The following is a 21,842-nucleotide window of genomic DNA, read 5'->3' on the forward strand; positions in this document are numbered from 1 at the left end:
ATTCGTAATGTGGGGCGACGCGATGGGCGCGGTAACGGACCCGATTGACGACGACGATCTGACCCGTACATTTTGGAGGCGCATCGTCGATGCAGCTGAGCGGTACAATGAACCTGGCGTGTTCACATCTCTGCACGGCTTTGAATGGACTTCAATCAAGGACCTGAACAACCTGCATCGGATCGTCATGTTTCGAGATGGTGCAGACGAAGTCGCGGACCTCGTGCCATTTTCCAACTACGACAGTTCCGATCCGGAGGATCTTTGGGACTGGATGGAAGCGTATGAAGCCCGAACAGGCGGTCAGGTCATGGCGTTTGCCCACAACGGCAACCTGTCGAATGGCACGATGTTCGACGATGTCCGCCAGAATGGCGAACCGATAGATCAGGCCTACGCCGAACGCCGGATGCGGTGGGAACCGCTATACGAAGTCACGCAGATTAAAGGCGACGGGGAAACCCACCCGATGCTCTCACCAAATGACGAGTTCGCGGACTATTATCGCTGGGATCGCGGAAATTTCGGCAGTGCACTTAAGACACCGGACATGCTGCCACGCGAATACGCTCGTGAGGCACTGGCGCGCGGTCTGAAATACGAAGAAGACATAGGCACGAACCCTTACAAATTCGGGATGATCGGCGCGACCGACAGCCACACGTCGCTGGCAACCGCCCGCGAGGACAACTTCTTTGGCAAGGCTTCCCCAGCAGAACCCGGCGGCGGCGATCACCGCTACGATGAGTTCATCATCCAGCCTGATTTTTTGGGTGAAGACGTCGCGATCCGCACATATGAAACCCTCGCGTCCGGTCTTGCCGCTGCATGGGCGCGGGAGAACACGCGAGAGGCGATCTGGGACGCATTCAAGCGCAAGGAGGTTTATGCCACCACCGGCCCGCGCATGACTGTCCGCGTGTTTGCGGGGTGGGACTTTGAACCCGACGAGGTCCACCGTCCCGATTTCGCCGTCGAGGGTTATGCCCGGGGCGTGCCCATGGGCGCGGACCTCTTCGCCGGGCCAGAGGGAGCAGCCCCCACCTTCATGGTGCGTGCGCTGCGCGACCCGGACGGCGCGAACCTAGATCGCATCCAGATCATAAAGGGCTGGGTCGATGCAAATGGCGAACCGCAGACCAAGGTATTTGACGCCGCGTGGGCGGGAGACCGGAATCCGGGCGCCGACGGCAAACTGCCACCCGTTGGCAACACGGTGGACGGTGCGAACTACACCAATACCATTGGTTCAGCCGCACTTGGCGCGCACTGGGTGGACCCAGAGTTCGATCCGGCTCAGCGTGCATACTATTATGTCCGGGTGCTTGAAATCCCGACGCCGACCTGGCTGGCCTATGACGAGGCTTTTTACGGCAACCTCGACCTGCCAGAGGATGCCGTAATGATCCATCAGGAGCGCGCCTACACTTCGCCAATCTGGTACACGCCAGAAAACTAACTTGAAAGCCAGCAGCAATGTCGCGTTTGTCCCGCATTGCGGCCATTCCAGCTCGCTTTCAAATGTACTTGAACTTCGAACAGGCGTAGCGCGACCCGGTATTACCGCGGGCTGCGCTTCGCCAGAATCCGCTGCAAGGTCCGGCGGTGCATGTTCAGCCGTCGCGCGGTTTCCGAGACGTTTCGGTCGCACAGTTCATAGACCCGCTGGATATGCTCCCACCGTACGCGGTCGGCGCTCATGGGGTTTTCGGGGGGCGGGGGCAGTTCGTCGCCCTTGGCCAGAAGCGCGTTGGTGATGTCGGTGGCGTCGGCGGGTTTCGACAGATAGTCTGTGGCGCCGATTTTCACGGCCGCCACGGCAGTCGCGATCGCGCCATAGCCAGTCAGAACCACCACCCGGCTGTCGGGGCGCTTTTCCCGCAGCACCTCGACCACGTCCAAACCGTTGCCATCCTCAAGCCGCAGATCCACTACGGCAAAGGCAGGTGGGCGAGCGGTGGCGATGGCGCGGCCGGCGGCGACCGATCCGGCGGTTTCCACCTCGAACCCGCGCTTTTCCATCGCCTTGGCCAGACGCCTCAGAAACGGCTCGTCATCATCCACCAGAAGCAGGGATTTGTCGGGGCCGATTTCAAGCTGCGCACTGTCTGCCATGTGGGTTCTTTCTGCTATGTCCTGCCGATAGGCTTGGTGTTGAGTAATAGCAGCGCCACACCAAAGGTCAAACCACCCTCTATTTCCCTGCCTGGTCCAGGAAACAGGCGACCCGGTCGGCAATCTGCTCGGCCGTGTCGTCCCGCTTGAAGAACTCCAGGAATCCGTCCTGCGGCGTGACGAAATAGGTAAAGGTGGAATGATCGACCAAGTAATACTCGTCGCTCTTGTCCTGGGCCTTGTAATAAGTCTTGTAGGCTTGGCTCGCAGCTTTGACCTGTTCGGGCGTTCCGGTCAGCCCGATCATCTTTTCATGCAGGTTGTAGGCAAAATCGCCGACCGCCTCGGGGGTGTCGCGATCGGGGTCGATCGAGATGAAGATCGGCGTCACCGAATAGCCGCGCTCGGTCAGGATATCGACGGCCTCGGCATTGCGGGTGGTGTCCAGCGGGCAGACATCGGGGCAGAAGGTATAGCCGAAATAGATCAGCGACGGTTCGGTGATCACATCCTTGTCGGTCACGGTTTCACCCTTGGAGTTGATCAGCTCGAACGGGCCGCCGATGGCCGCGGAACCGCCGGCGATCTGGCTGGTCCGGCATTGGGCGAACTTGTCCTCGGGCCCGCCACGCGTCATCAGCCACATGGCGCCCAGGCCAAGGGCCAGAACGACGGTTGCGAGAATGGCATAAAGACGGGTCATGGCGTATTTCCTGACGCAAGGGGCTGTTGATCGGATCGGCCGCAACACCTATCAAGTTGACCAGCCGCCGCAACAGGACATAATCGCGCGATGACGGATTCCAACACCAGCCTCTGGCGCGGACAGGAACGAAGCAGTTGGATCCGGCTGCGCACGCTGATCCTGCTGCGATGGGTGGCCATCATCGGCCAGCTGACCGCCATCACCGTGGCGCAGCAGGTCTATCACGTTCAGCTGGAACTGGGCCTGTGCTATCTGGCCATCGGCGTGTCGGTGATGGGCAACCTGACGGCTATGCTGCTGTTCCCACAGAACAAGCGCCTGACCGAATTCGAGAACTTCCTGATGGTGCTGTTCGACCTGCTGCAGCTGGCCATTCTGCTGTACCTCACCGGCGGGCTGAACAATCCCTTTTCACTTCTGCTGCTGGGGCCGGTGACCATCGCCGCCAACGTCATGAGCACCCGCTCGACCCTGATCATCGGCGGGGCGGCGATCATCGTGGCGACGCTGCTGGCCCGGTTCCACCTGCCGCTGCGCACCAATCTGGGGCTGGTGCTGGACATCCCCGAGATCCTGCTGTTCGGAAACTGGGCCGCCATCGTGATCGCGATCGTGTTCATCGGCGCCTACTCGCACCGCATCAGCGCTGAGGTCCAGTCGATGTCCGAGGCGCTGGCCGCCACCCAGATGGCACTGGCCCGCGAACAGAAACTGACCGACCTAGGCGGGGTCGTGGCCGCCGCCGCGCATGAGCTGGGCACGCCTCTGGCCACCATCAAGCTGACCAGCGCCGAGCTGATCGAGGAATTGGACGACCGCCCGGACCTGAAGGAAGACGCCGCCCTGATCCGCGAGCAGGCCGACCGCTGCCGCGACATCCTGCGCGACATGGGCCGGGCCGGAAAGGACGACCTGCACCTGCGGCAGGCGCCACTGTCCACCGTGATCCACGAAGCCGCCGAGCCGCATATCCACCGCGGCAAACAGGTGCATTTCGCCGAAGGGCCGGGGCCGGATGGCGACGTTCAGCAGCCCTCGATCCTGCGCAAACCCGAGATCATCCACGGGCTGCGCAACCTGATCCAGAACGCGGTCGATTTCGCCCGCGCGCAGGTCTGGGTCGAGGCCGAATGGACCCCCGACCGGATCACCGTCAGCATCATGGATGACGGACGCGGATATCCGGCCCAGATCATCGGGCGCATCGGCGATCCGTTCATGCGCCGCAAACGCGCCGAAACCGACCTACGCACGCGGCCCGAATACGAGGGCATGGGCCTGGGTCTGTTCATTGCCAAGACGCTGCTCGAGCGCAGCGGTGCGGAACTCTCCTTCGCCAACGGATCCGATCCGTATCAGGACCTCACTGACAACCCCGAGCGCCGGGGCGCCATCGTTCTGGTGTCCTGGCCGCGGAAACTGATCGACGCCCAGAGCGGTGAGTCGCCGGTTCCCTCGGGTGCCAACAAGCCGTTCCGGGTCTGAGTTAAGACACCGTTAACCATTGGCGCCGATAGTTGGGTCTGGTTTGGGTTTTCGGGTGCACGGAATATGGCAGACTGGATCATTCTGGCCGCGATCAGCCTGGTCTCGTCAAGCCTGGCGCTGCAGTGGCTGTTGCCGCGGCGCCGGCCCCGCGATGACAGCTTTGGCCTGTCGGCGCCCGAATCCCTTTTGGATGCGGTGTTTCTGTTCGATGGCGATCGCCTGATCAGCCATTCCGACATCGCCCTGTCCGGATTCGAGTCGGTGAATGACTGGAATGATCTCAGTCGCCTGTTGCAGAGGGACTTTCCCGCCTTTCCCGAGTCTCCTGAACTGGTGCGCGAGCAGGGCAGCATGGTGGTGTCTGCCATCGACTGCACGGTCGAGCGAGAAGTTCTGTGCGAATGGATCGACGGGATTGTACGGGTGCGCCTGCGCGACCGGGCCGGTGCACCCGAGCCCATTCGCCGCGACCCCAGCGACCCGATCCGCCTGGCCATGGACAAGGCGCCCTATCCGGTATGGCTTCTGAACCGGTCGAACAGGGTCAGCTGGTGCAACGCTGCCTATGTAACGCTGGCCCGCAAGGTGCGGGGGCCCGATACCGACCTGACCGACCCCATGTTTCCCGATCTCGCGGGTGAAACCCGGCCCGGACGGAAGACCCGCGTTTCCATTCCGGTCAAAGGCAACGACAACAGGCTGTGGTTCGATCTGACGCAGATCGAACTGGACGAGGGCATGCTGCATTATGCTGTCGACGTAAACGCGATCGTCGAGGCCGAAACCGCCCAGCGCAAATTCGTCCAGACCATGACCAAGACCTTCGCGCAGTTGTCGATCGGGTTGGCGATCTTCGACCGCAACCGGCAGCTGGCGCTGTTCAACCCGGCCCTGATCGACCTGACAGCGCTGCCGCCCGACTTTCTCAGCTGCCGCCCCAGCCTTTCCAGCTTTTTCGACAGGTTGCGCGACCAGCACATGATGCCCGAACCCAAAAACTATCGAAGCTGGCGCAGCCAGATGAATGACCTGCTCGAAGCGGCCGAAGGCGGCAACTATCAGGAAACCTGGTCGCTGCCGTCGGGATCGGTCTATTCGGTCAGCGGCCGCCCGCATCCCGACGGCGCCGTTGCTTTTCTGTTCGAGGACATCACCGCCGAGATCACCCTGACCCGGCGCTTCCGGTCCGAGATGGACCTGATGCAGTCGGTCTTCGACAAGTTGGCCGACGCGATCGCCGTTTTCGCCGATGACGGGACTCTGGCCTTCACCAACCATGCTTATCACCAGCTTTGGAACGACCCGGACGAAGAGGGTTTCCTGCCCGCCACCGTGTTGGACCTCATCCGCAGCTGGCAGGAAAAATGCCAGGCGACTCCGGTTCTGGGCGAAATTCGCGACTTCATCGAAATGCGCAATGACCGGGCCGAGTGGAGCGCGGAAATCCGCAAGTCGGACGGGACGCCCGTATCCTGCACGGTGACCCCGATCCAGAACGGCGCGACCATCGTCCGTTTCTCGGTCGAACCGGCGGAAAACCCGGCCAGAGGAATGATGCAGATCCCGGCCTGAACCGGGTTGCAGCGGGGGTGCGGCGCGTCCATTGTGGCGCCATGAATTCGCCTGTTTCGATAACCCTGGACTCGCCCGAAAAGACGTCGCGCCTGGCGGCGGAACTGGGCCAACGGCTGGCCCCCGGCGACGTGGTGCTGCTGGACGGACCCATAGGTAGCGGCAAGACCCATTTCGCCCGCAGCCTGATCCGGTCGGTCCTGCCGGTCCCCGAGGATGTTCCGTCACCGACCTTCACCCTAGTTCAGGTCTATGACGGCGCCACCGGAGAGATATGGCATTCCGACCTGTATCGCCTGACCTCGGCCGACGAGATCGTCGAACTGGGCCTGACCGAGGCGTTCGACACGGCGATCTGTCTGGTCGAATGGCCAGAAAAGCTGGGCGATCTGCGGCCGGAGTCGGCCTTGTTGGTCACGTTTAAAACCGACGCGGCCCACGAGGAGACGCGACATCTGACACTGTCCTGGTCCGATCCGAAATGGGCTGACAAGCTGGAGTTTTCCGTATGACCAACCGTGCAGACCTGATCCAGGCGTTCCTGGCGCGAACCCCGTGGTCCGGAGCACGACGCCATCCGCTGGCCGGCGACGCGTCCAACCGCCGCTACGAGCGGCTGACCGATCCCGACACGGGAAGGACGGTGGTATTGATGGATGCGCCCCCGGACAAGGGCGAAGACGTCCGGCCCTTTGTCAAGGTCGCCCGCTACCTGCATTCCATCGGCCTGAGTGCGCCTGAAATCCTGGCCGAGGATTCCGAGCACGGCTTCCTGCTGTTGGAAGATTTCGGTGATGATCTGTTCGCCCGGGTGCTGGAACGCGCGCCCGCGAAAGAGCGCGCGTTGTACGACGCCGCCACCGACGTTCTGGTGCATTTGCACGCCGCCTCCTTGCCCGCGCTGGACAGCTATGATCCATCCCTGATGACCGAACTTTCGGCACTGGCCTTCACCAAATATGCGGAAGGAATTCTGGGCAGGCACGATGCCGACGCCCGGGCGCGGTTCGAACACCGCTTTGCCGACATCCTGCATCAGGAAACTTCGGGCACACGGGTGGTGACGCTCAGGGACTACCACGCCGAGAACCTGATCTGGCTGCAGGGTCGCGATGGGGTCCGCCGGGTCGGCCTGCTGGATTTCCAATGCGCGATGCTGTGCCATCCGGCCTATGATCTGGTGTCGCTGCTGCAGGATGTCCGGCGCGCCGTGCCGGCAGGAGTCGAGATGCAGATGATCCAGCGCTACATCGCGTCCACCGGCGTGGACGATCATGACTTCCGCACTGCCTACAGCGTTCTGGGCGTCCAGCGGAACCTGCGCATTCTCGGCGTGTTCGCCCGGCTGGCCATGGACTATGGCAAGCCGCATTACATCGATCTGATCCCGGCCACCTGGGCGCATCTGATGCGCGATCTGGAACATCCCGTGTTGATTTCCCTGGCCGACCTGCTGCGCTCGGCCCTGCCCGAACCCACCCCGGAAAACCTGGCACGTCTGAGGGGCGCATGACCGCAAGACCGCAGGCCGTGATGCTGTTTGCCGCCGGTTTCGGCACCCGGATGGGCGCGTTGACCCGCACCCGGCCCAAGCCGCTGATCCCGGTGGCCGGACGGCCGCTGATCGACCATACGCTGGAGTTGACGGATGCGGTGAGGCCACGCCGTGTGGTCGCGAACCTGCACTACATGGCCGATCAACTGACCGATCATTTGGCGCCGCGAGGTGTTCTGCTGTCACACGAACAGCCGGAAATCCTGGAAACCGGCGGCGGGTTGCGGGCAGCCTTGCCACTGCTGGGTCCGGGGCCGGTATTCACGATGAATACCGATGCGATCTGGTCCGGGCCCAACCCTTTGGAGTTGCTGCAGGCGGCCTGGGACCCGGCGCGGATGGACGCGCTGTTGATCTGCGTGCCGATCGCACAGACGATCGGACATACAGGCCCCGGAGACTTCAAGGTCGACCCCGAAGGCCGGCTTGCACGCGGGCCGGGTCACGTCTATGGCGGCATTCAGATCCTCAAGACCGACGGTCTGGCGGAAATTCCGGAAAAAGCGTTCTCGCTCAATGTTTTGTGGGACCGGATGCAGCGCGATGGACGGCTGTACGGGCTGCAGTATCCCGGGCGCTGGTGCGATGTCGGCCGCCCCGAAGGCATCGCTCTGGCCGAGGAGATGCTGGCCGATGTTTGAACCCGGCGCCACCCCTCGGGTCTTTGCAGTGCCCCCCGGCGCGGATTTTCCGCAGGCACTGGTGCGCGGGCTGCGGGCGCGCTGCGATGGCCACCCGCCCGAGGCACTGGCCCGCGTACAACTGGTGCTGAACACCCGCCGCATGGCCCGCCGCGTGCGCGAGCTGTTCGATCAGGGCCCGCCCTGCCTGTTGCCCCGCATTTCGCTGGTGACTGATCTCGGCGAAAGCGTCGATCTGGATCAGGTGCCGCCCGCCGTGCCGCCCTTGCGGCGACGGCTGGAACTGACGCAACTGGTGTCCCGCCTGCTCGACCAGCAACCGGACCTGGCCGCACGGTCGTCGCTGTTCGACCTGTCCGACAGCCTCGCCGCCCTGATCGAAGAGATGCAGGGCGAAGGCGTCTCGCCCGAGGCGATCCGGCAGCTGGACGTGACCGACCTGTCGGGCCATTGGGCACGGGCGCAGGCCTTCATCGGCATCGCCGACCAGTTCCTGAAGACCGAGGATGGCAGCCTGGACGTGCAGGCCCGCCAACGCCGCGTGGTCGAAAACCTGATCGCCCGCTGGCAGGACGCGCCGCCGCAACACCCGGTGATCCTGGCCGGGTCCACCGGCTCGCGCGGGACCACGCTGATGCTGATGCAAGCGGTGGCGCGGCTGCCGCAGGGGGCGCTGATCCTGCCCGGGTACGATTTCGACCAGCCCGCCCATGTCTGGGAGCGGTTGGATTCGACAATGACCTCGGAAGATCACCCGCAATACCGGTTCCGCAAGCTGATGACAGAACTGGGCTTGGAGCCGGATCAGATCGCAGCCTGGACCCCGGACCAGCCCCCCTCGCCCGCGCGCAACCGTCTGGTTTCATTGGCGTTGCGTCCGGCCCCGATTACCGATGCCTGGATGAGCGAAGGCCCGCGGCTGCGCGATCTTGATGCCGCGACGCGCGACATCACCCTGGTCGAGGTGCAATCGCCGCGGGCCGAGGCGCTGGCCATCGCCCTGCGCCTGCGGCAGGCGGCCGAGACCGGACAGACTGCTGCCCTGATCACCCCCGACCGGATGCTGACCCGCCAGGTCAGCGCTGCTCTGGACCGCTGGAACATCCTGCCCGACGACAGTGCCGGCCTGCCGCTGCAACTGTCGCCGCCGGGCCGGTTCCTGCGTCATGTGGCCGGGCTGTTCGCGCGCCGTCTGGATGCCGAGGCGCTGCTGACCCTGCTGAAACACCCCTTGTGCCACAGCGCGGGCGACCGCGGTGCCCATCTGCTGCACAGCCGCGATCTGGAACTGCACCTGCGCCGCAATGGCCCGCCCTTCCCCGACCGCGCCAGCCTGACCGGCTTTGCCGTCGAAAAAGAAGTACCCGATGCGTGGGCCCAGTGGCTGATCCGCAATTTCTGCGACCAGCAGATCAGCGGCACCCTGCCGCTCACCGACTGGGTGCAGCGCCTGCGCGATCTGGCCGAAGCTATTGCTGGCCCCGGAACCGCCGGCGCGGGCGAGCTGTGGGACAAGAATGCAGGCCAAGCGGCTCTGGCGGTGATCTCGGGCCTTGCGGACGAGGCCGAGCACGGCGGCGAGATGACGGCGCTGGATTTCGCCGATCTGTTGGGTGCGCTGCTGGCCGGGCAAGAGGTCCGCGACCGCGACGCCCCCCACCCGCGGATCATGATCTGGGGCACGCTCGAAGCGCGCGTGCAGGGTGCCGACCTGCTGATTCTGGGCGGGCTGAACGAGGGCAGCTGGCCCGAGGCCCCCACGCCCGACCCCTGGTTGAACCGCCAGATGCGCGACCGTGCCGGCCTGCTGCTGCCGGAACGGCGCATCGGCCTGTCGGCCCATGATTTCCAGCAGGCCATCGGCGCGCCCGAGGTCTGGCTGACCCGCGCGGTGCGCTCGGATGATGCCGAAACCGTGCCGTCACGCTGGCTGAACCGGTTGACCAACCTGTTGCAGGGCCTGCCGGATCAGGGCGGCCGCGCGGCGCTTGAACAGATGCGCGACCGGGGCAAGACATGGCTGCGCTGGTCCGAGATGCTGGAACAGGCGCCCCGGATCGCCGCCGCACCGCGTCCTTCACCGCGCCCGCCGGCGGCCGCGCGCCCGCGCCGCCTGTCGGTGACGGAGATCAAGAAGCTGATCCGCGACCCCTATGCGATTTATGCCAAGCACGTCCTGCGCCTGAAACCGCTGGACCCGCTGGTGCAGGCGCCCGACGCCCTGCTGCGCGGTATCGTGATCCACGAGATCCTGGAACATTTCGTCAAGGACAGCGTGCTGGACGGCGCGCTGCTGACCCGCGACAATTTCCTGAAACGGGCCGAGGCGCTTCTGGATCAGCATGTCGCCTGGCCTACCGCCCGAAAACTGTGGCTGGCGCGGCTGGAGCGGATCGCAGACGACTTTCTGCGCGCCGAGATCAGCCGCCGCAGCGACGGCGGCCCGATCGCGTTCGAGGCCAAGATGCGCCTGACGCTGGAACCGCTTGGGTTCACTCTGAATGGCCGCGCCGACCGAATCGACCGCAACAGCCGCGGCGCCCTGACCATCATCGACTACAAGACCGGCACGCCGCCCTCGGAACCGCAGCAGGCCAAGTTCGACAAACAGCTGCTGATCGAGGCCGCGATGGCCGAGCAGGGCGGGATCGACGGCTTTGACCCGATGGCCGTGGCCAGCGCCGTGTTCATCGGTATGGGCGGCACCTACAAAGAGGTCCCGGCACCCTTGGAAAAAGAGCCGCCCGACAAGGTTCTGGCCGAGCTGAAAGAGCTGATTTCTGCTTATTTAGAGCCTGATCAGGGGTTTTCTTCGCGCCGGATGATGCACAAGGACAGCGACGTGGGCGATTATGACCACCTGGCGCGGTTCGGCGAATGGGACCGCACCGCCGAAACCAAGCCCGAGGATCTGACATGACCCCGCGCGACGAAGCGACCGAACGGCAGGTTCAGGCGGCGCGGCCCGATGCGTCGACCTGGCTGGCGGCCAATGCGGGCTCGGGCAAGACGCGGGTTCTGACCGATCGCGTGGCGCGGCTGCTGCTGGATGGTGTACAGCCGCAGCACATCCTGTGCCTGACCTACACCAAGGCCGCCGCCAGCGAGATGCAGAACCGCCTGTTCAAGCGGCTGGGCGAATGGGCGATGCTGGACGACGCGGCGTTGCTGCGGCAACTGACCGAACTGGGCGTCGAAGGGGTAATCGACCCCGACCGCCTGGCCCGTGCCCGCACCCTGTTCGCGCGTGCCATCGAAACGCCGGGCGGGTTGAAGATCCAGACGATCCACTCGTTCTGCGCCTCGCTGCTGCGGCGGTTCCCGCTGGAGGCCGGGGTCAGCCCGCAGTTTTCCGAAATGGAAGACCGCGCCGCGGCCCTGCTGCGCGAGGAAATCGTCGAGGATTTTGCCGAAGGCCCACAGGCCCGCCTGATCGAGGATGTGGCCCGCCACATCACCGATACCGGCTTTGACAAGCTGACCGCCGCGATCGCCCAGAAGCGCACCCTGTTCAAGCCCGCGCTGCAATGGCCCGACCTGCTGGCCCGTTTTGGCCTGCCCGAGAGGTTCGACGAGGACGCGCTGCTGGCGCAGGTGTTTCTGGGCGGCGAGGTCGAACTGATCCGGTCGATCCTTCCGGCGCTGGCGGGCGGCGGCAAGACCGACGCCAAGGCGGCCGAGAAACTGTCGGGCTTCACCGAACCCGCGCTGGGTCAGTTGCCGGTGCTGGAAGACGTGTTCCTGACCGGAAAATCCGCCAAAGAGCCCTTTACCGCCAAGATCGGCAATTTTCCCACCAAAGCGCTGCGCGAGGGGGTCCTGGCAGGGCAGATAGATCCGCTCGAGTCGCTGATGCGGCGGGTCGAGGCCGCGCGGGAAGGGCGTCTGGCGCTGGCAGCCGCGCGCAAATCCATGGTGCTGCACCGCTTCGCGGCGGCGTTCCTGCCGGAATACGAGCGCCGCAAGCAACTGCGCGGCTGGTTGGATTTCGACGACCTGATCCTGCGCGCGCGCCTGTTGCTGAACGACCCGGCGGTGGCCGCTTGGGTGCTGTACCGGCTGGATGGCGGGATCGACCACATCCTTGTGGACGAGGCGCAGGACACCAGCCCTGATCAATGGGATGTGGTCGAGAAACTGGCACAGGAATTCACCAGCGGCGAGGGCGCACGGTCCGGGGTTGAGCGCACGATCTTCGTGGTCGGCGACAAGAAACAATCGATCTATTCCTTTCAGGGGGCCGACCCGCAGGCCTTTGACCGGATGCAAGCCGAGTTTGGGCGAAAATTGCAGGAATCAGGCTCTAAACTGTGGGATTGGACGCTGGAATATTCGTTCCGCTCCTCCAGCGCCATCCTATCGCTGGTCGATATCCTGTTCGAAAACCGCGCCGAGGCGGGGTTTCAGAAAGAGTCCCAGCACCGCGCCTTCAAGGCCGATCTGCCGGGCCGGGTCGATCTGTGGCCGGTGGTGGAAAAGGTCGAGGACGCGGACGAGGGCGACTGGACCGACCCGGTCGATCGGCCCGCGGCGCAGCATCACACGGTGATCCTGGCCAACCAGATCGCCGCGCGCATCAAGGCCATGATCGACGCCGGCGAAACCATCCCCGAAGACGGCCCCACGCGCGGTACATTCGTGCGCCGGAAGGTGCGGCCGGGGGATTTTCTGATCTTGGTGCAGCGCCGCTCGGACCTGTTCGCCGAGATTATCCGCGCCTGCAAGGCCCAGGGTCTGCCGATCGCGGGGGCCGACCGGCTGAAGGTGGGCGCGGAACTTGCGGTCAAGGATTTGGCCGCACTGCTGAGTTTCCTTGCCACGCCCGAGGATGACCTGTCGCTGGCCACGGTACTGAAATCGCCGCTGTTCGGCTGGTCCGAGCAGATGCTGTTCGACCTTGCTCATCGCCGACAGGAAAGGTACCTGTGGGCGGCGCTGCGCCAACGCGCCGGGGATTTTCCCGAAACGCTGGCTGTGTTGAACGATCTGCGCGGGCAGGTGGACTTTCTGCGCCCTTATGACCTGATCGAACGGGTGCTGACCCGCCATGACGGCCGCCGCAAACTGTTGGGCCGTTTGGGCGCCGAGGCCGAGGACGGCATCAACGCGCTGCTGTCGCAGGCGCTGGCTTATGAGCGGTCGGACATTCCCAGCCTTACCGGTTTCCTGGTCTGGATGCAGACCGATGACCTGGAGATCAAGCGCCAGATGACCGGCGTGGGCGACATGATCCGGGTGATGACGGTACATGGCTCGAAAGGATTGGAGGCGCCGGTCGTGATCCTGCCGGACACCGGCAAGCGGCAGCCGCCCCGCGATGCCGAGATCATGGTCGCCGACGGAACGCCGCTGTGGAAGGTGCCCGCCGACCTGTCGCCGAACCTGATTGCCCGTGCCCGCAAAGACGCGCGCCAACGCGAGGAAAACGAGCGGCTGCGTTTGCTGTACGTCGCGCTGACCCGGGCCGAGAAATGGCTGATCGTGGCGGCTGCCGGCGATCTGGGCAAGGACGGGTCCAGCTGGTACCAACTGGTCGAAGAGGCGATGGGCCGGGCAGGGGCCACCGAGATCCCCGGCACCGGCATCCGCCGTCTGGCGCATGGCGATTGGGAGGGTCTGCCACTGGACCATCGCCCGACCCCGGAACCGGCGCAGGAGATCCTACCGGACCTGTTTCACCGGCCCGCATCCGAGCCGATACCCGATCCCGAAACGCTCAGCCCGTCCGATCTGGGCGGGGCCAAGGCCCTGCCGGGCGAGACCGGGCTTGAGGAAGAGGCCGCCAAGCTGCGCGGCACCCGCCTGCACCTGCTGCTCGAACATCTGGCCGAGGCGCCGCGCGACCGGTGGGATCAGCTCTGCGCCCGGCTTCTGCCCGATATGCAGGACGGCGACCGCCGCGACCTTCTGGCCGAGGCGTCGGGCGTGCTGACGGCGCCGGACCTGGCCCCCGTCTTTGCCCCGGCCGCGTTGGCAGAGGTGCCCGTCTCGGCCACTCTGGACGGTCGTCGGATCCACGGGGTGATCGATCGGTTGATCGTGACGGATGACGTGGTGCAAGTCATTGATTTCAAATCGAACGCTACGGTTCCCGATCGGGCCGAGACCTGCCCCGACGGCCTGCTGCGCCAGATGGGCGCCTATGCCGCCGCGCTGTCGCAGATCTATCCCGGTCGCGAGATCCGCACCGCGATCCTGTGGACCCGGACGGCACGTCTGATGTGGCTGCCACACGATCTTGTGACGGAGGCCTTGGGGCGTGCCCAGATATCTTGACCTCCCTCTTGGGGACACCTACGTTCTACTCCCAAGCGCATGTCATTCAGGAGACAGAATATGTCGACCGTAGCCGTAACCGACGAAACCTTTGACGCCGAAGTCAAGAACTCGGACGTCCCCGTCGTGGTGGATTTCTGGGCCGAGTGGTGCGGCCCCTGCAAGCAGATCGGCCCCGCCCTGGAAGAGCTGGCGGCCGAATACGGCGACAAGATCAAGATCGCCAAGGTCGACGTGGACAGCAACCCCAACTCGGCCGCGGCAATGGGCGTGCGCGGGATTCCGGCGCTGTTCATCTTCAAAGACGGTCAGGTGGTTTCGAACCGCGCGGGTGCTGCTCCGAAGGCCGCCCTGCAAAGCTGGATCGAAGAATCGATCTGATCGCAGCGGATCCCAAGGACACAAGGCGCCCCGCCAAGGGCGCCTTTTTTGTGCGGTCGTACCGGACAAAACAAAAAGACCGCCCGAAATCTCGGACGGCCCTTTCTGGGGAGATAACTTTGCGTGCCGCTCAGATCTTGGCGATATCTTCGCGGGTCAGCCCGATATCGTCCAACTGGGCATCGCTCAGTTGCGACAGCAGCTTGCGGGTTTTGCGGGCGGTGTTCCATTCAACAACCGAGTCATAGACGCGGATGAAAGCGTCCACTACGTGCAGGATGGTAGCTGCTCCGAGCGGCGCATGGATGTTTGCGGTGGTTGCCATTTTGCGCATTCCTTCAACTGAAGCAGCCGACCCAATGTCGGTTGCAGGCCCCATCTAGTCCTGCCGGGGGCGACTCACAATTGCTGGTCCGACAACCCCGTGTTGCGCAGATTGCATATCTTTTGGGCAGTTTGAGAACGGGTTGCGCGGATCGCCCGCCCGGCCCATATAGGTCGGCAACGGATACGGAGGCTTGGATGGCTGAGAACGACTTTCCCGGATGGCATGGCACCACGATCATCGGCGTCAAGAAGGGCGGCGAGGTCGTCATTGCGGGTGACGGGCAGGTCAGCTTGGGCCAGACCGTGATCAAGGGCACCGCCCGCAAGGTGCGCCGCCTGTCGCCCGGCGGGTTCGAGATCGTCGCCGGCTTCGCCGGATCGACGGCGGATGCCTTCACCCTGCTGGAACGGCTCGAGGCCAAGCTTGAGGCGACACCGGGCCAGTTGGCCCGCGCCTCGGTCGAGCTGGCCAAGGACTGGCGCACCGACAAGTATCTGCAAAAGCTCGAGGCGATGCTGATCGTCACCGACGGGGCGGACATGTTCGTGATCACTGGGGCGGGCGACGTGCTGGAGCCCGAACATGACGTGGCCGCGATCGGGTCGGGCGGCAATTTCGCTCTGGCGGCGGCGCGGGCGATGATGGACAGCGACAAGAGCGCCGAACAGGTGGCCCGCGACGCAATGGCGATCGCCGCCGATATCTGCGTCTACACCAACGGCAACCTCACCGTGGAGCGGATCACGAAATAACGGGCTCCGCCTTGTGTTTCCGCACCCCATGCTTAGGTTGCCCGCGAAACAACGGGATTTGAAAGCACATGACCGACCTGACCCCGCGCGAAATCGTCAGCGAGCTGGATCGCTTCATCATCGGCCAGAAGGATGCCAAGCGCGCCGTGGCCGTGGCCCTGCGCAACCGCTGGCGGCGCAAGCAGCTGCCCGATGACATCCGCGACGAGGTCTATCCCAAGAACATCCTGATGATAGGCCCCACCGGTGTCGGCAAGACCGAGATCAGCCGCCGCCTGGCCAAGCTGGCTCGGGCGCCCTTCATCAAGGTCGAGGCGACCAAGTTCACCGAAGTCGGCTATGTCGGCCGCGATGTCGAACAGATCATCCGCGACCTGACCGACGCCGCAATCATCCAGACCCGCGAATACATGCGCGACGAGGTCAAAGCCAAGGCGCATCAGGCCGCCGAGGACCGGGTGATCGAAGCCATCGCTGGCGCGGACGCGCGCGAAAGCACCCGCGAGATGTTCCGCAAGAAGCTGAAATCGGGCGAGCTGGACGACACGGTGATCGAGCTTGAGGTGGCCGACCATTCCAACCCCATGCCGATGTTCGACATACCCGGCCAGCCCGGCAGCCAGATGGGCATGATGAATCTGGGCGACATCTTCGGCAAGGCCTTTGGTGGGCGGACGGTCAAGCGCCGAATGACCGTGGCCGAAAGCTATGACATCCTGATCGGGGAAGAGGCCGACAAGCTGCTGGACGACGAAACCGTCACCCGGACCGCGCTTGAAGCGGTCGAGCAGAACGGCATCGTCTTCCTTGACGAAATCGACAAGGTCTGTGCCCGGGCCGATGCGCGCGGTGCCGATGTCAGCCGCGAAGGCGTGCAGCGCGACCTGCTGCCGCTGATCGAGGGCACGACCGTGTCCACCAAGCACGGCCCGGTCAAGACCGACCACATCCTGTTCATCGCGTCGGGTGCCTTCCACATAGCCAAGCCCTCCGACCTGCTGCCCGAACTTCAGGGCCGGCTACCGATCCGGGTCGAGCTGCGCGCGCTGACCGAGGAGGATTTCGTGCGCATCCTGACCGAGACCGACAACGCCCTGACCCGGCAATATGCCGCGCTGATGGGCACCGAGGACGTGAGTGTATCGTTCACCGATGACGGCATCGCGGCGCTGGCCCGGATCGCGGCCGAGGTGAACCGCAGCGTCGAGAATATCGGCGCCCGGCGACTGTACACGGTCATGGAGCGCGTATTCGAAGACCTGTCTTTTGCCGCCCCCGACAAGGCCGGCGCCGAGATCGTGGTGGACGCGCAATTCGTGGATGACAATTTGGGCGAATTGACCAAATCCGCCGATCTCAGTCGTTACGTTCTGTAACAGGTCCCACCGAAGATCAGCGGTCTGTCGCCAACCAAGTCTCTGGACCCTGCCGCTGGTTCCGTTATGCGTAGGCCGTTCCTTTGTTCCGAGGCCCGTTCCGTGCTGCGCATTCTGATCCTTCTTGTCTGGGTCGCCACATTGGGTGCCTGTGTCGACAGGTCCGTTTCGGTGATCCTGCCGCAGGCGCTCGAGGTTGGCACTGCGCAGACCGTCTTTGTCGCGACCACGCGTGCGCGCGAACCGGACGGCAGCTATGGCTATGGGCGGGCCGAGGATCTGAGGTTTCTAGAACTGACCGTGTCGATTCCGCCGAGCCACCGGCCGGGAACGCTTGATTTTTCCTATTCCGACCCTGATCCCGCAAAACAGTTCGTGCTGGCCGGGCTGAAAGAATTTGTTGGGCCGCAGGACCTGAAGGCGCGGCTGAATGGCGCGCAGGAGGTCACGATTTTTGTGCACGGCTTCAACGCCACCCAGACCGAAACCGCGTTTCGTGCGGCCCAGCTGGCCCATGACATCGGGCTGCCGGGGCGGACCCTGATCTATTCCTGGCCCAGCCGGGGCAGCGGCACGGGTTATGCCTATGATCTGGACAGCATGCTGTTTGCGCGCAACGGGCTGCAGCAAACGGTGGCAAAGCTTAAATCCATCGGCGTTCCGCGCATACTGATCGTGGCGCATTCGATGGGGGCCGCGCTGACCATGGAGATGATGCGCCAGGCCGAGCTGCGCGAGCCCGGCTGGTCACGGCGCAACCTGGAAGGTGTTCTGCTGATCTCGCCCGACCTGGATGTCGATGTGTTTCGGTCGCAGATGGCCAGCATTCAGGACCCGCCCGATCCGTTCTTGGTGATGGTGTCAAAGAAAGACCGGATTCTAGGCATCTCGGCCCGGCTGCGCGGCATCGCCAAGAGTGAACGGCTGGGCAATATCCGGTCGACCGACCGGATCGCCGAATACCCGATCAGCATCATCGACACGACCGTGTTCAACCGCGATGCCGAATCCTCGCATTTCGTGGCCGCGACCTCGCCGGCGCTGCTGTCGATTCTGGGCGCGCTCCGCCGCGTCAGCCGGACTTTCGGCAAGGACAACGGAGGGATCGACCTGCTGGTTCCTCCGGCGGTTCGAAACGACAACGGCGCGACCGAAGTGGTTCTGACGGAAACCGGGCAGGTCCGGGTCAGCTCTCCGTGACTGGGCGGGGGCTGCGCCATTTTCTGGCCGGAAATGCGCCATGGCTGGGTGCGGGGGTACTGCTGACCTTTCTGTCCAGTTTCGGGCAGACGTTTTTCATCTCGATCTTCGCGGGCCAGATCCGGGCCGAGTTCGGCCTGAGCCACGGCGCCTGGGGCAGCCTCTATGCGCTGGGTACTCTGGTTTCGGCCGGGGTCATGATCTGGGCCGGAGGGCTGACCGACCGCTACCGCGTGCGCGCGCTGGGGGCTGCGGTGCTGGGAGGCCTGGCCGTGGCGGCGATGGCGATGGCGGTCAACCGCTGGGTGGTCCTGCTGCCGGTTGTGATCTTTTTGTTGCGGCTGTTCGGCCAGGGCATGTGCAGCCACATCGCAATGGTGGCGATGACCCGATGGTTCACCGCCTCGCGCGGGAAGGCGCTGTCGATCGCGACGCTGGGCTTTGCCGTGGGCGAGGCGGTTCTACCAATGCTGTTCGTGGCCGCGATGGCGCTGATTGACTGGCGCTTGCTGTGGGTCGCCTCGGCCGCCGTGACGCTGTTGGGCGTACCCGCCTTGATGCGGATGCTCAGGAACGAACGCACCCCCCAAAGCCTTGCGCAGCAGCATTCGGCCACCGGGATGGCGGGCCGTCACTGGACCCGGTCCGAAACCCTGCGGACCCCGCTGTTCTGGTTCATGGCGCCGGCGCTTCTGGCGCCGTCGGCCTTCATCACCGCCTTTTTCTTTCACCAGGTTCATCTGGCGCAGATCAAGGGTTGGGCGCATCTGCAGCTTGTGGCGCTGTTTCCGATCTATACCGGGGTGTCGATTTTGGCGATGTTCGCCTCGGGCTGGGCGCTGGACAGGTGGGGCACCGCCCGGATGATGCCGTTCTATCAACTGCCGCTGGCGATCGGGTTTGGCCTATTTTCCGTCGTGCACACAATCCCCGGCGCGGTGGTGGCACTGGCGTGTCTGGCGCTGTCGGTTGGGGCCAACAGCACGCTGCCCGCGGCCTTCTGGGCCGAGTTCTACGGCACCCGCCACATCGGCGCGATCAAGGCCATGGCTGCTGCGGTCATGGTGCTGGGGTCAGCCATCGGACCGGGCCTGACCGGGGCACTGATCGACAAGGGCGTTTCGTTGACCACCCAGTTTCAATGGATCGCCGGGTTTTTCATGCTGGCCAGCGCGCTGGTTTGGGCCGGGATCCACCGGGCGCAGCGGCTGTTCTAGCGGATCCGGCGCAGGTAGACGTAATAGGCCCCTTCGCCGCCATGGCTGACATGGGCCGGCGCCACCTGCAGCACCGCCTGCGCCAGCGGCGGCAACGCAAGCCATTGAGGCACCTGATTGCGCAGCACCCCGCGCGGAGTCGGAATCGGGCCGGGCTCGTCGCGGTGTTTGCCCTTGCCCGTCACGACCAGAACCAGCCGCTTTCCCGAGGCCTGTGCCGACAGGATGAACCTGATCAGGGCCGGGTGCGCCGTGTCGACCCGCATGCCGTGCAGGTCCAGCTTGCCCTCGGGTTTCAGCTTGCCGCGCTTCATCCGGGCGAAGGCCTTGCTGTCCATCTGCACGGGCGCAGCCCGTAGCCCCTCGGCCACCGAAGGCTTCAGACGATGGTCCGGCGCGGGCGCAGGTCGGTTCTGACCCAGCTGGAACGGCTCGATCCGCGGTTTGGGCGGTTTCTTGGGCGTGGGCTTGGGCAGGGTGGTCGGGTGCACCGACTGCGGCAGTTCAGGGTGCAGCCGTTCGGTCTGGCGGGCCACCTTGCGCCACAGCTCGATCTCGTCAGCGGTCAGTTTGCGCCGGGTCATCAGAATTCGTCCGGCAACATGGCATAGGCGCGCTGGATCGGCAGCAGCACCACCATCCGGCCCGGATCCTTCAGCCGCCCGGCCGCCTGGCCCGCGACGTCCCCCGTACCGAAAAAGATATCGGCCCGCTGTGCGCCCTTGATCGCGGCGCCGGTGTCCTGCGCGATCATCAGGCGGCGCAGGGGCACGGCCCCGTCTTTCTCGACCCAGACCGGCGCACCCAGCGGCACAAAGGCCGGATCCACCGCCACGCTGCGCATCGCGGTGATCGACCGGTTCATCGCTCCCAGCGGGCCCCGGTCGGGCGCCACGCGCGAAACCTCGCGGAAGAACACGTAGGACGGGTTGTGCATCAGCAGTTCGGCCCCGGCTTCGGGGTTCTTACGGACCCAGGCGCGGATCATCCGGGCGCTGACCTCATGCGCACCCAGCAGGCCCCGCCGCACCATCTCGACCCCGATCGAGCGATAGGGGTGGCCGTTCGCGCCGCCATACCCCACCCGTAACGCGGTCCCGTCGGGCAGGCGGATCCGGCCTGAGCCCTGGATCTGCAGAAAGAACAGCTCGACCGGGTCATCGACCCAGGCGATCTCGAGTCCGCGGCCCTGCATGACATCGCCGGTCAGCAGCTCTTGCCGGGTCAACCAGGGGCCGTCACCGCGGGCCTCGGGCGGCATCCGGTAGACCGGAAAGCGGAACCGGTCGGTGCGATGGCGCGCGCCATCGAGTTCGGGTTCGAAATAGCCGGTGAACAGGGGCGGGTTACCGTCCTCGATCAGAACCGGGCGGAAGAAAAGTTCGAAGAATGCCCGCGCGGCCTCGGGCTTGTGGCTGCGCGCGGTGGCGCACAGCGCCCGCCAGTCGGGGTCGTCCAGATCGCCGCAGGTCTCGAGGAATACCGACAGGGCCGCGGCATGATCGTCTTCGGCCCAGCCGTGCAGGTCATCGAAGGTCAGGATCGACCGCGTGGTCTCAGCCCCAGAGGCGGGAGCGGCGGCCAGAATCGCCGCCGCAATCAGCGACCGGAGCCGTCCCGTCATGCGTCGGTGGCAACAAGCAGCCAGTTCGGATCGTCCGCGCCCATGACGCGGGCAAATGTCCAGCTGTCCTTCTGGCGCTTGATCGTGTTGGGGTTGCCCTCGACGATGTTGCCGTCGCGGTCGCGCACGACCGAGGTCAGTTCACCGACAAAGCGCACGGTGATCTCGGCCCGGTTGGTGTCCTTGTCAAACTGCGCGTCCACCAGCGCGATCTCGCGCACGCCGATGAACTCGGCCTCGATGGTCAGGCCCTTGTCTTCGCGATCGGCCACGACGGACACGAAGGTTTCAAAAACATCTTCGGCCAGGAAGGGCTGAATTTCGTCCAGGTTGCCGCGCTCGAATCCCATCACGATCATTTCGTAGGCGCCGCGTGCGCCCTGCAGGAACTCGCTAACCGAGAAGCTGGGTTCGACCCGCTTCATCGCGGCCAGGGTCTGGGCGATTTCGCTGTCTTCGGGGACATGATCGGTGATGTCGCGATCGGGGCCGCCTTCGATCACCTCGAAATCCCGGCGCGACTTGCTGGGGGCAGGTTGCTGCGGCACCGGCGGTTTCTCGAAACCTTCCCGCGTGCCCAACACGCTTTTCAGGCGCAGGATCAGGAAGAT

Annotated in this window: 19 protein-coding genes; 13 read left to right on the forward strand and 6 right to left on the reverse strand. The window is 64.6% G+C overall.

Translation table 11 applies throughout. From position 1 onward, the window contains the following. Positions 1-1,459, forward strand: a 1,459-nt coding sequence (locus AC2FM3_RS15780; RefSeq protein ID WP_496683625.1) for a DUF3604 domain-containing protein, incomplete at its 5' end; no start/stop codon positions are given. 101 nt (positions 1,460-1,560) lie between these two features. Here the strand turns inward: AC2FM3_RS15780 and AC2FM3_RS15785 are convergent. Both AC2FM3_RS15785 and AC2FM3_RS15790 read right to left on the reverse strand, forming a co-directional pair. After that, complete coding sequence (locus AC2FM3_RS15785) at positions 1,561-2,115, reverse strand: ActR/PrrA/RegA family redox response regulator transcription factor (RefSeq protein ID WP_496683628.1); 555 nt, start codon at positions 2,113-2,115, stop codon at positions 1,561-1,563. Positions 2,116-2,194: 79 nt separating this feature from the next. Continuing rightward, positions 2,195-2,818 carry an SCO family protein gene (locus AC2FM3_RS15790; RefSeq protein ID WP_496683631.1) on the reverse strand — a complete coding sequence of 208 codons (624 nt, stop codon included), beginning with the start codon at positions 2,816-2,818 and terminating at the stop codon, positions 2,195-2,197. Positions 2,819-2,908: 90 nt separating this feature from the next. On the opposite strand from AC2FM3_RS15790, the gene regB reads away from it, so the two are divergent. The 8 genes from regB to trxA all read left to right on the forward strand — a co-directional run bounded on the left by regB (position 2,909) and on the right by trxA (position 14,734). After that, complete coding sequence (gene regB / locus AC2FM3_RS15795) at positions 2,909-4,306, forward strand: sensor histidine kinase RegB (RefSeq protein WP_496683634.1); 1,398 nt, start codon at positions 2,909-2,911, stop codon at positions 4,304-4,306. 66 nt (positions 4,307-4,372) lie between these two features. Further along, positions 4,373-5,881, forward strand: a complete 1,509-nt coding sequence (locus tag AC2FM3_RS15800; protein ID WP_496683636.1) for a PAS-domain containing protein — start codon at positions 4,373-4,375, stop codon at positions 5,879-5,881. A gap of 41 nt (positions 5,882-5,922) precedes the next feature. Continuing rightward, complete coding sequence (gene tsaE / locus AC2FM3_RS15805) at positions 5,923-6,393, forward strand: tRNA (adenosine(37)-N6)-threonylcarbamoyltransferase complex ATPase subunit type 1 TsaE (protein WP_496683638.1); 471 nt, start codon at positions 5,923-5,925, stop codon at positions 6,391-6,393. Continuing rightward, positions 6,390-7,394, forward strand: a complete 1,005-nt coding sequence (locus tag AC2FM3_RS15810) for an aminoglycoside phosphotransferase family protein (RefSeq protein WP_496683641.1) — start codon at positions 6,390-6,392, stop codon at positions 7,392-7,394. Before tsaE ends, AC2FM3_RS15810 begins: the two co-directional genes overlap by 4 nt. Continuing rightward, a complete protein-coding gene (locus AC2FM3_RS15815) occupies positions 7,391-8,077 on the forward strand; it encodes a nucleotidyltransferase family protein (protein ID WP_496683643.1) in 687 nt (228 codons plus the stop codon). The genes AC2FM3_RS15810 and AC2FM3_RS15815 overlap by 4 nt, the downstream gene beginning before the upstream one ends. Continuing rightward, complete coding sequence (addB, locus tag AC2FM3_RS15820) at positions 8,070-10,997, forward strand: double-strand break repair protein AddB (protein WP_496683646.1); 2,928 nt, start codon at positions 8,070-8,072, stop codon at positions 10,995-10,997. The genes AC2FM3_RS15815 and addB overlap by 8 nt, the downstream gene beginning before the upstream one ends. After that, the gene (gene addA / locus AC2FM3_RS15825) at positions 10,994-14,353 is read left to right on the forward strand and encodes a double-strand break repair helicase AddA (protein ID WP_496683648.1); all 3,360 of its coding nucleotides are present in this window, start codon (positions 10,994-10,996) and stop codon (positions 14,351-14,353) included. Before addB ends, addA begins: the two co-directional genes overlap by 4 nt. Before the next feature lie 60 nt (positions 14,354-14,413). Next, positions 14,414-14,734 carry a thioredoxin gene (trxA, locus tag AC2FM3_RS15830; RefSeq protein ID WP_149774119.1) on the forward strand — a complete coding sequence of 107 codons (321 nt, stop codon included), beginning with the start codon at positions 14,414-14,416 and terminating at the stop codon, positions 14,732-14,734. Positions 14,735-14,864: 130 nt separating this feature from the next. On the opposite strand, the gene AC2FM3_RS15835 is transcribed toward trxA, so the two are convergent. Continuing rightward, the gene (locus AC2FM3_RS15835; protein WP_496683651.1) at positions 14,865-15,059 is read right to left on the reverse strand and encodes a DUF1127 domain-containing protein; all 195 of its coding nucleotides are present in this window, start codon (positions 15,057-15,059) and stop codon (positions 14,865-14,867) included. 197 nt (positions 15,060-15,256) lie between these two features. Between AC2FM3_RS15835 and hslV the strand changes: the two genes are divergently transcribed. The 4 genes from hslV (at position 15,257) to AC2FM3_RS15855 (ending at position 19,607) form a co-directional block, all read left to right on the forward strand. Next, positions 15,257-15,814, forward strand: a complete 558-nt coding sequence (gene hslV, locus AC2FM3_RS15840; RefSeq protein ID WP_149774117.1) for an ATP-dependent protease subunit HslV — start codon at positions 15,257-15,259, stop codon at positions 15,812-15,814. Positions 15,815-15,882: 68 nt separating this feature from the next. Further along, complete coding sequence (gene hslU / locus AC2FM3_RS15845) at positions 15,883-17,190, forward strand: ATP-dependent protease ATPase subunit HslU (protein WP_496683655.1); 1,308 nt, start codon at positions 15,883-15,885, stop codon at positions 17,188-17,190. 102 nt (positions 17,191-17,292) lie between these two features. Beyond that, on the forward strand, positions 17,293-18,390 hold the full coding sequence (locus tag AC2FM3_RS15850; RefSeq protein WP_496683657.1) for an alpha/beta hydrolase: 1,098 nt from the start codon (positions 17,293-17,295) through the stop codon (positions 18,388-18,390). Continuing rightward, positions 18,387-19,607, forward strand: coding sequence for an MFS transporter (locus AC2FM3_RS15855; RefSeq protein WP_496683660.1), 1,221 nt, complete (start codon positions 18,387-18,389; stop codon positions 19,605-19,607). Before AC2FM3_RS15850 ends, AC2FM3_RS15855 begins: the two co-directional genes overlap by 4 nt. Here AC2FM3_RS15855 and AC2FM3_RS15860 read toward each other — a convergent pair. The 3 genes from AC2FM3_RS15860 to AC2FM3_RS15870 all read right to left on the reverse strand — a co-directional run. Beyond that, a complete protein-coding gene (locus tag AC2FM3_RS15860; protein WP_496683663.1) occupies positions 19,604-20,191 on the reverse strand; it encodes a Smr/MutS family protein in 588 nt (195 codons plus the stop codon). The two genes, AC2FM3_RS15855 and AC2FM3_RS15860, sit on opposite strands and share 4 nt — an antisense overlap. Then, the gene (mltA, locus tag AC2FM3_RS15865) at positions 20,191-21,231 is read right to left on the reverse strand and encodes a murein transglycosylase A (RefSeq protein ID WP_496683666.1); all 1,041 of its coding nucleotides are present in this window, start codon (positions 21,229-21,231) and stop codon (positions 20,191-20,193) included. Before mltA ends, AC2FM3_RS15860 begins: the two co-directional genes overlap by 1 nt. Next, positions 21,228-21,842 (reverse strand): Tim44/TimA family putative adaptor protein (locus AC2FM3_RS15870; RefSeq protein WP_496683669.1); only part of this gene is annotated, 615 nt, incomplete at its 5' end. The genes mltA and AC2FM3_RS15870, both read right to left, overlap by 4 nt.

Source organism: Ruegeria sp. BHSB172 (assembly GCF_059613165.1).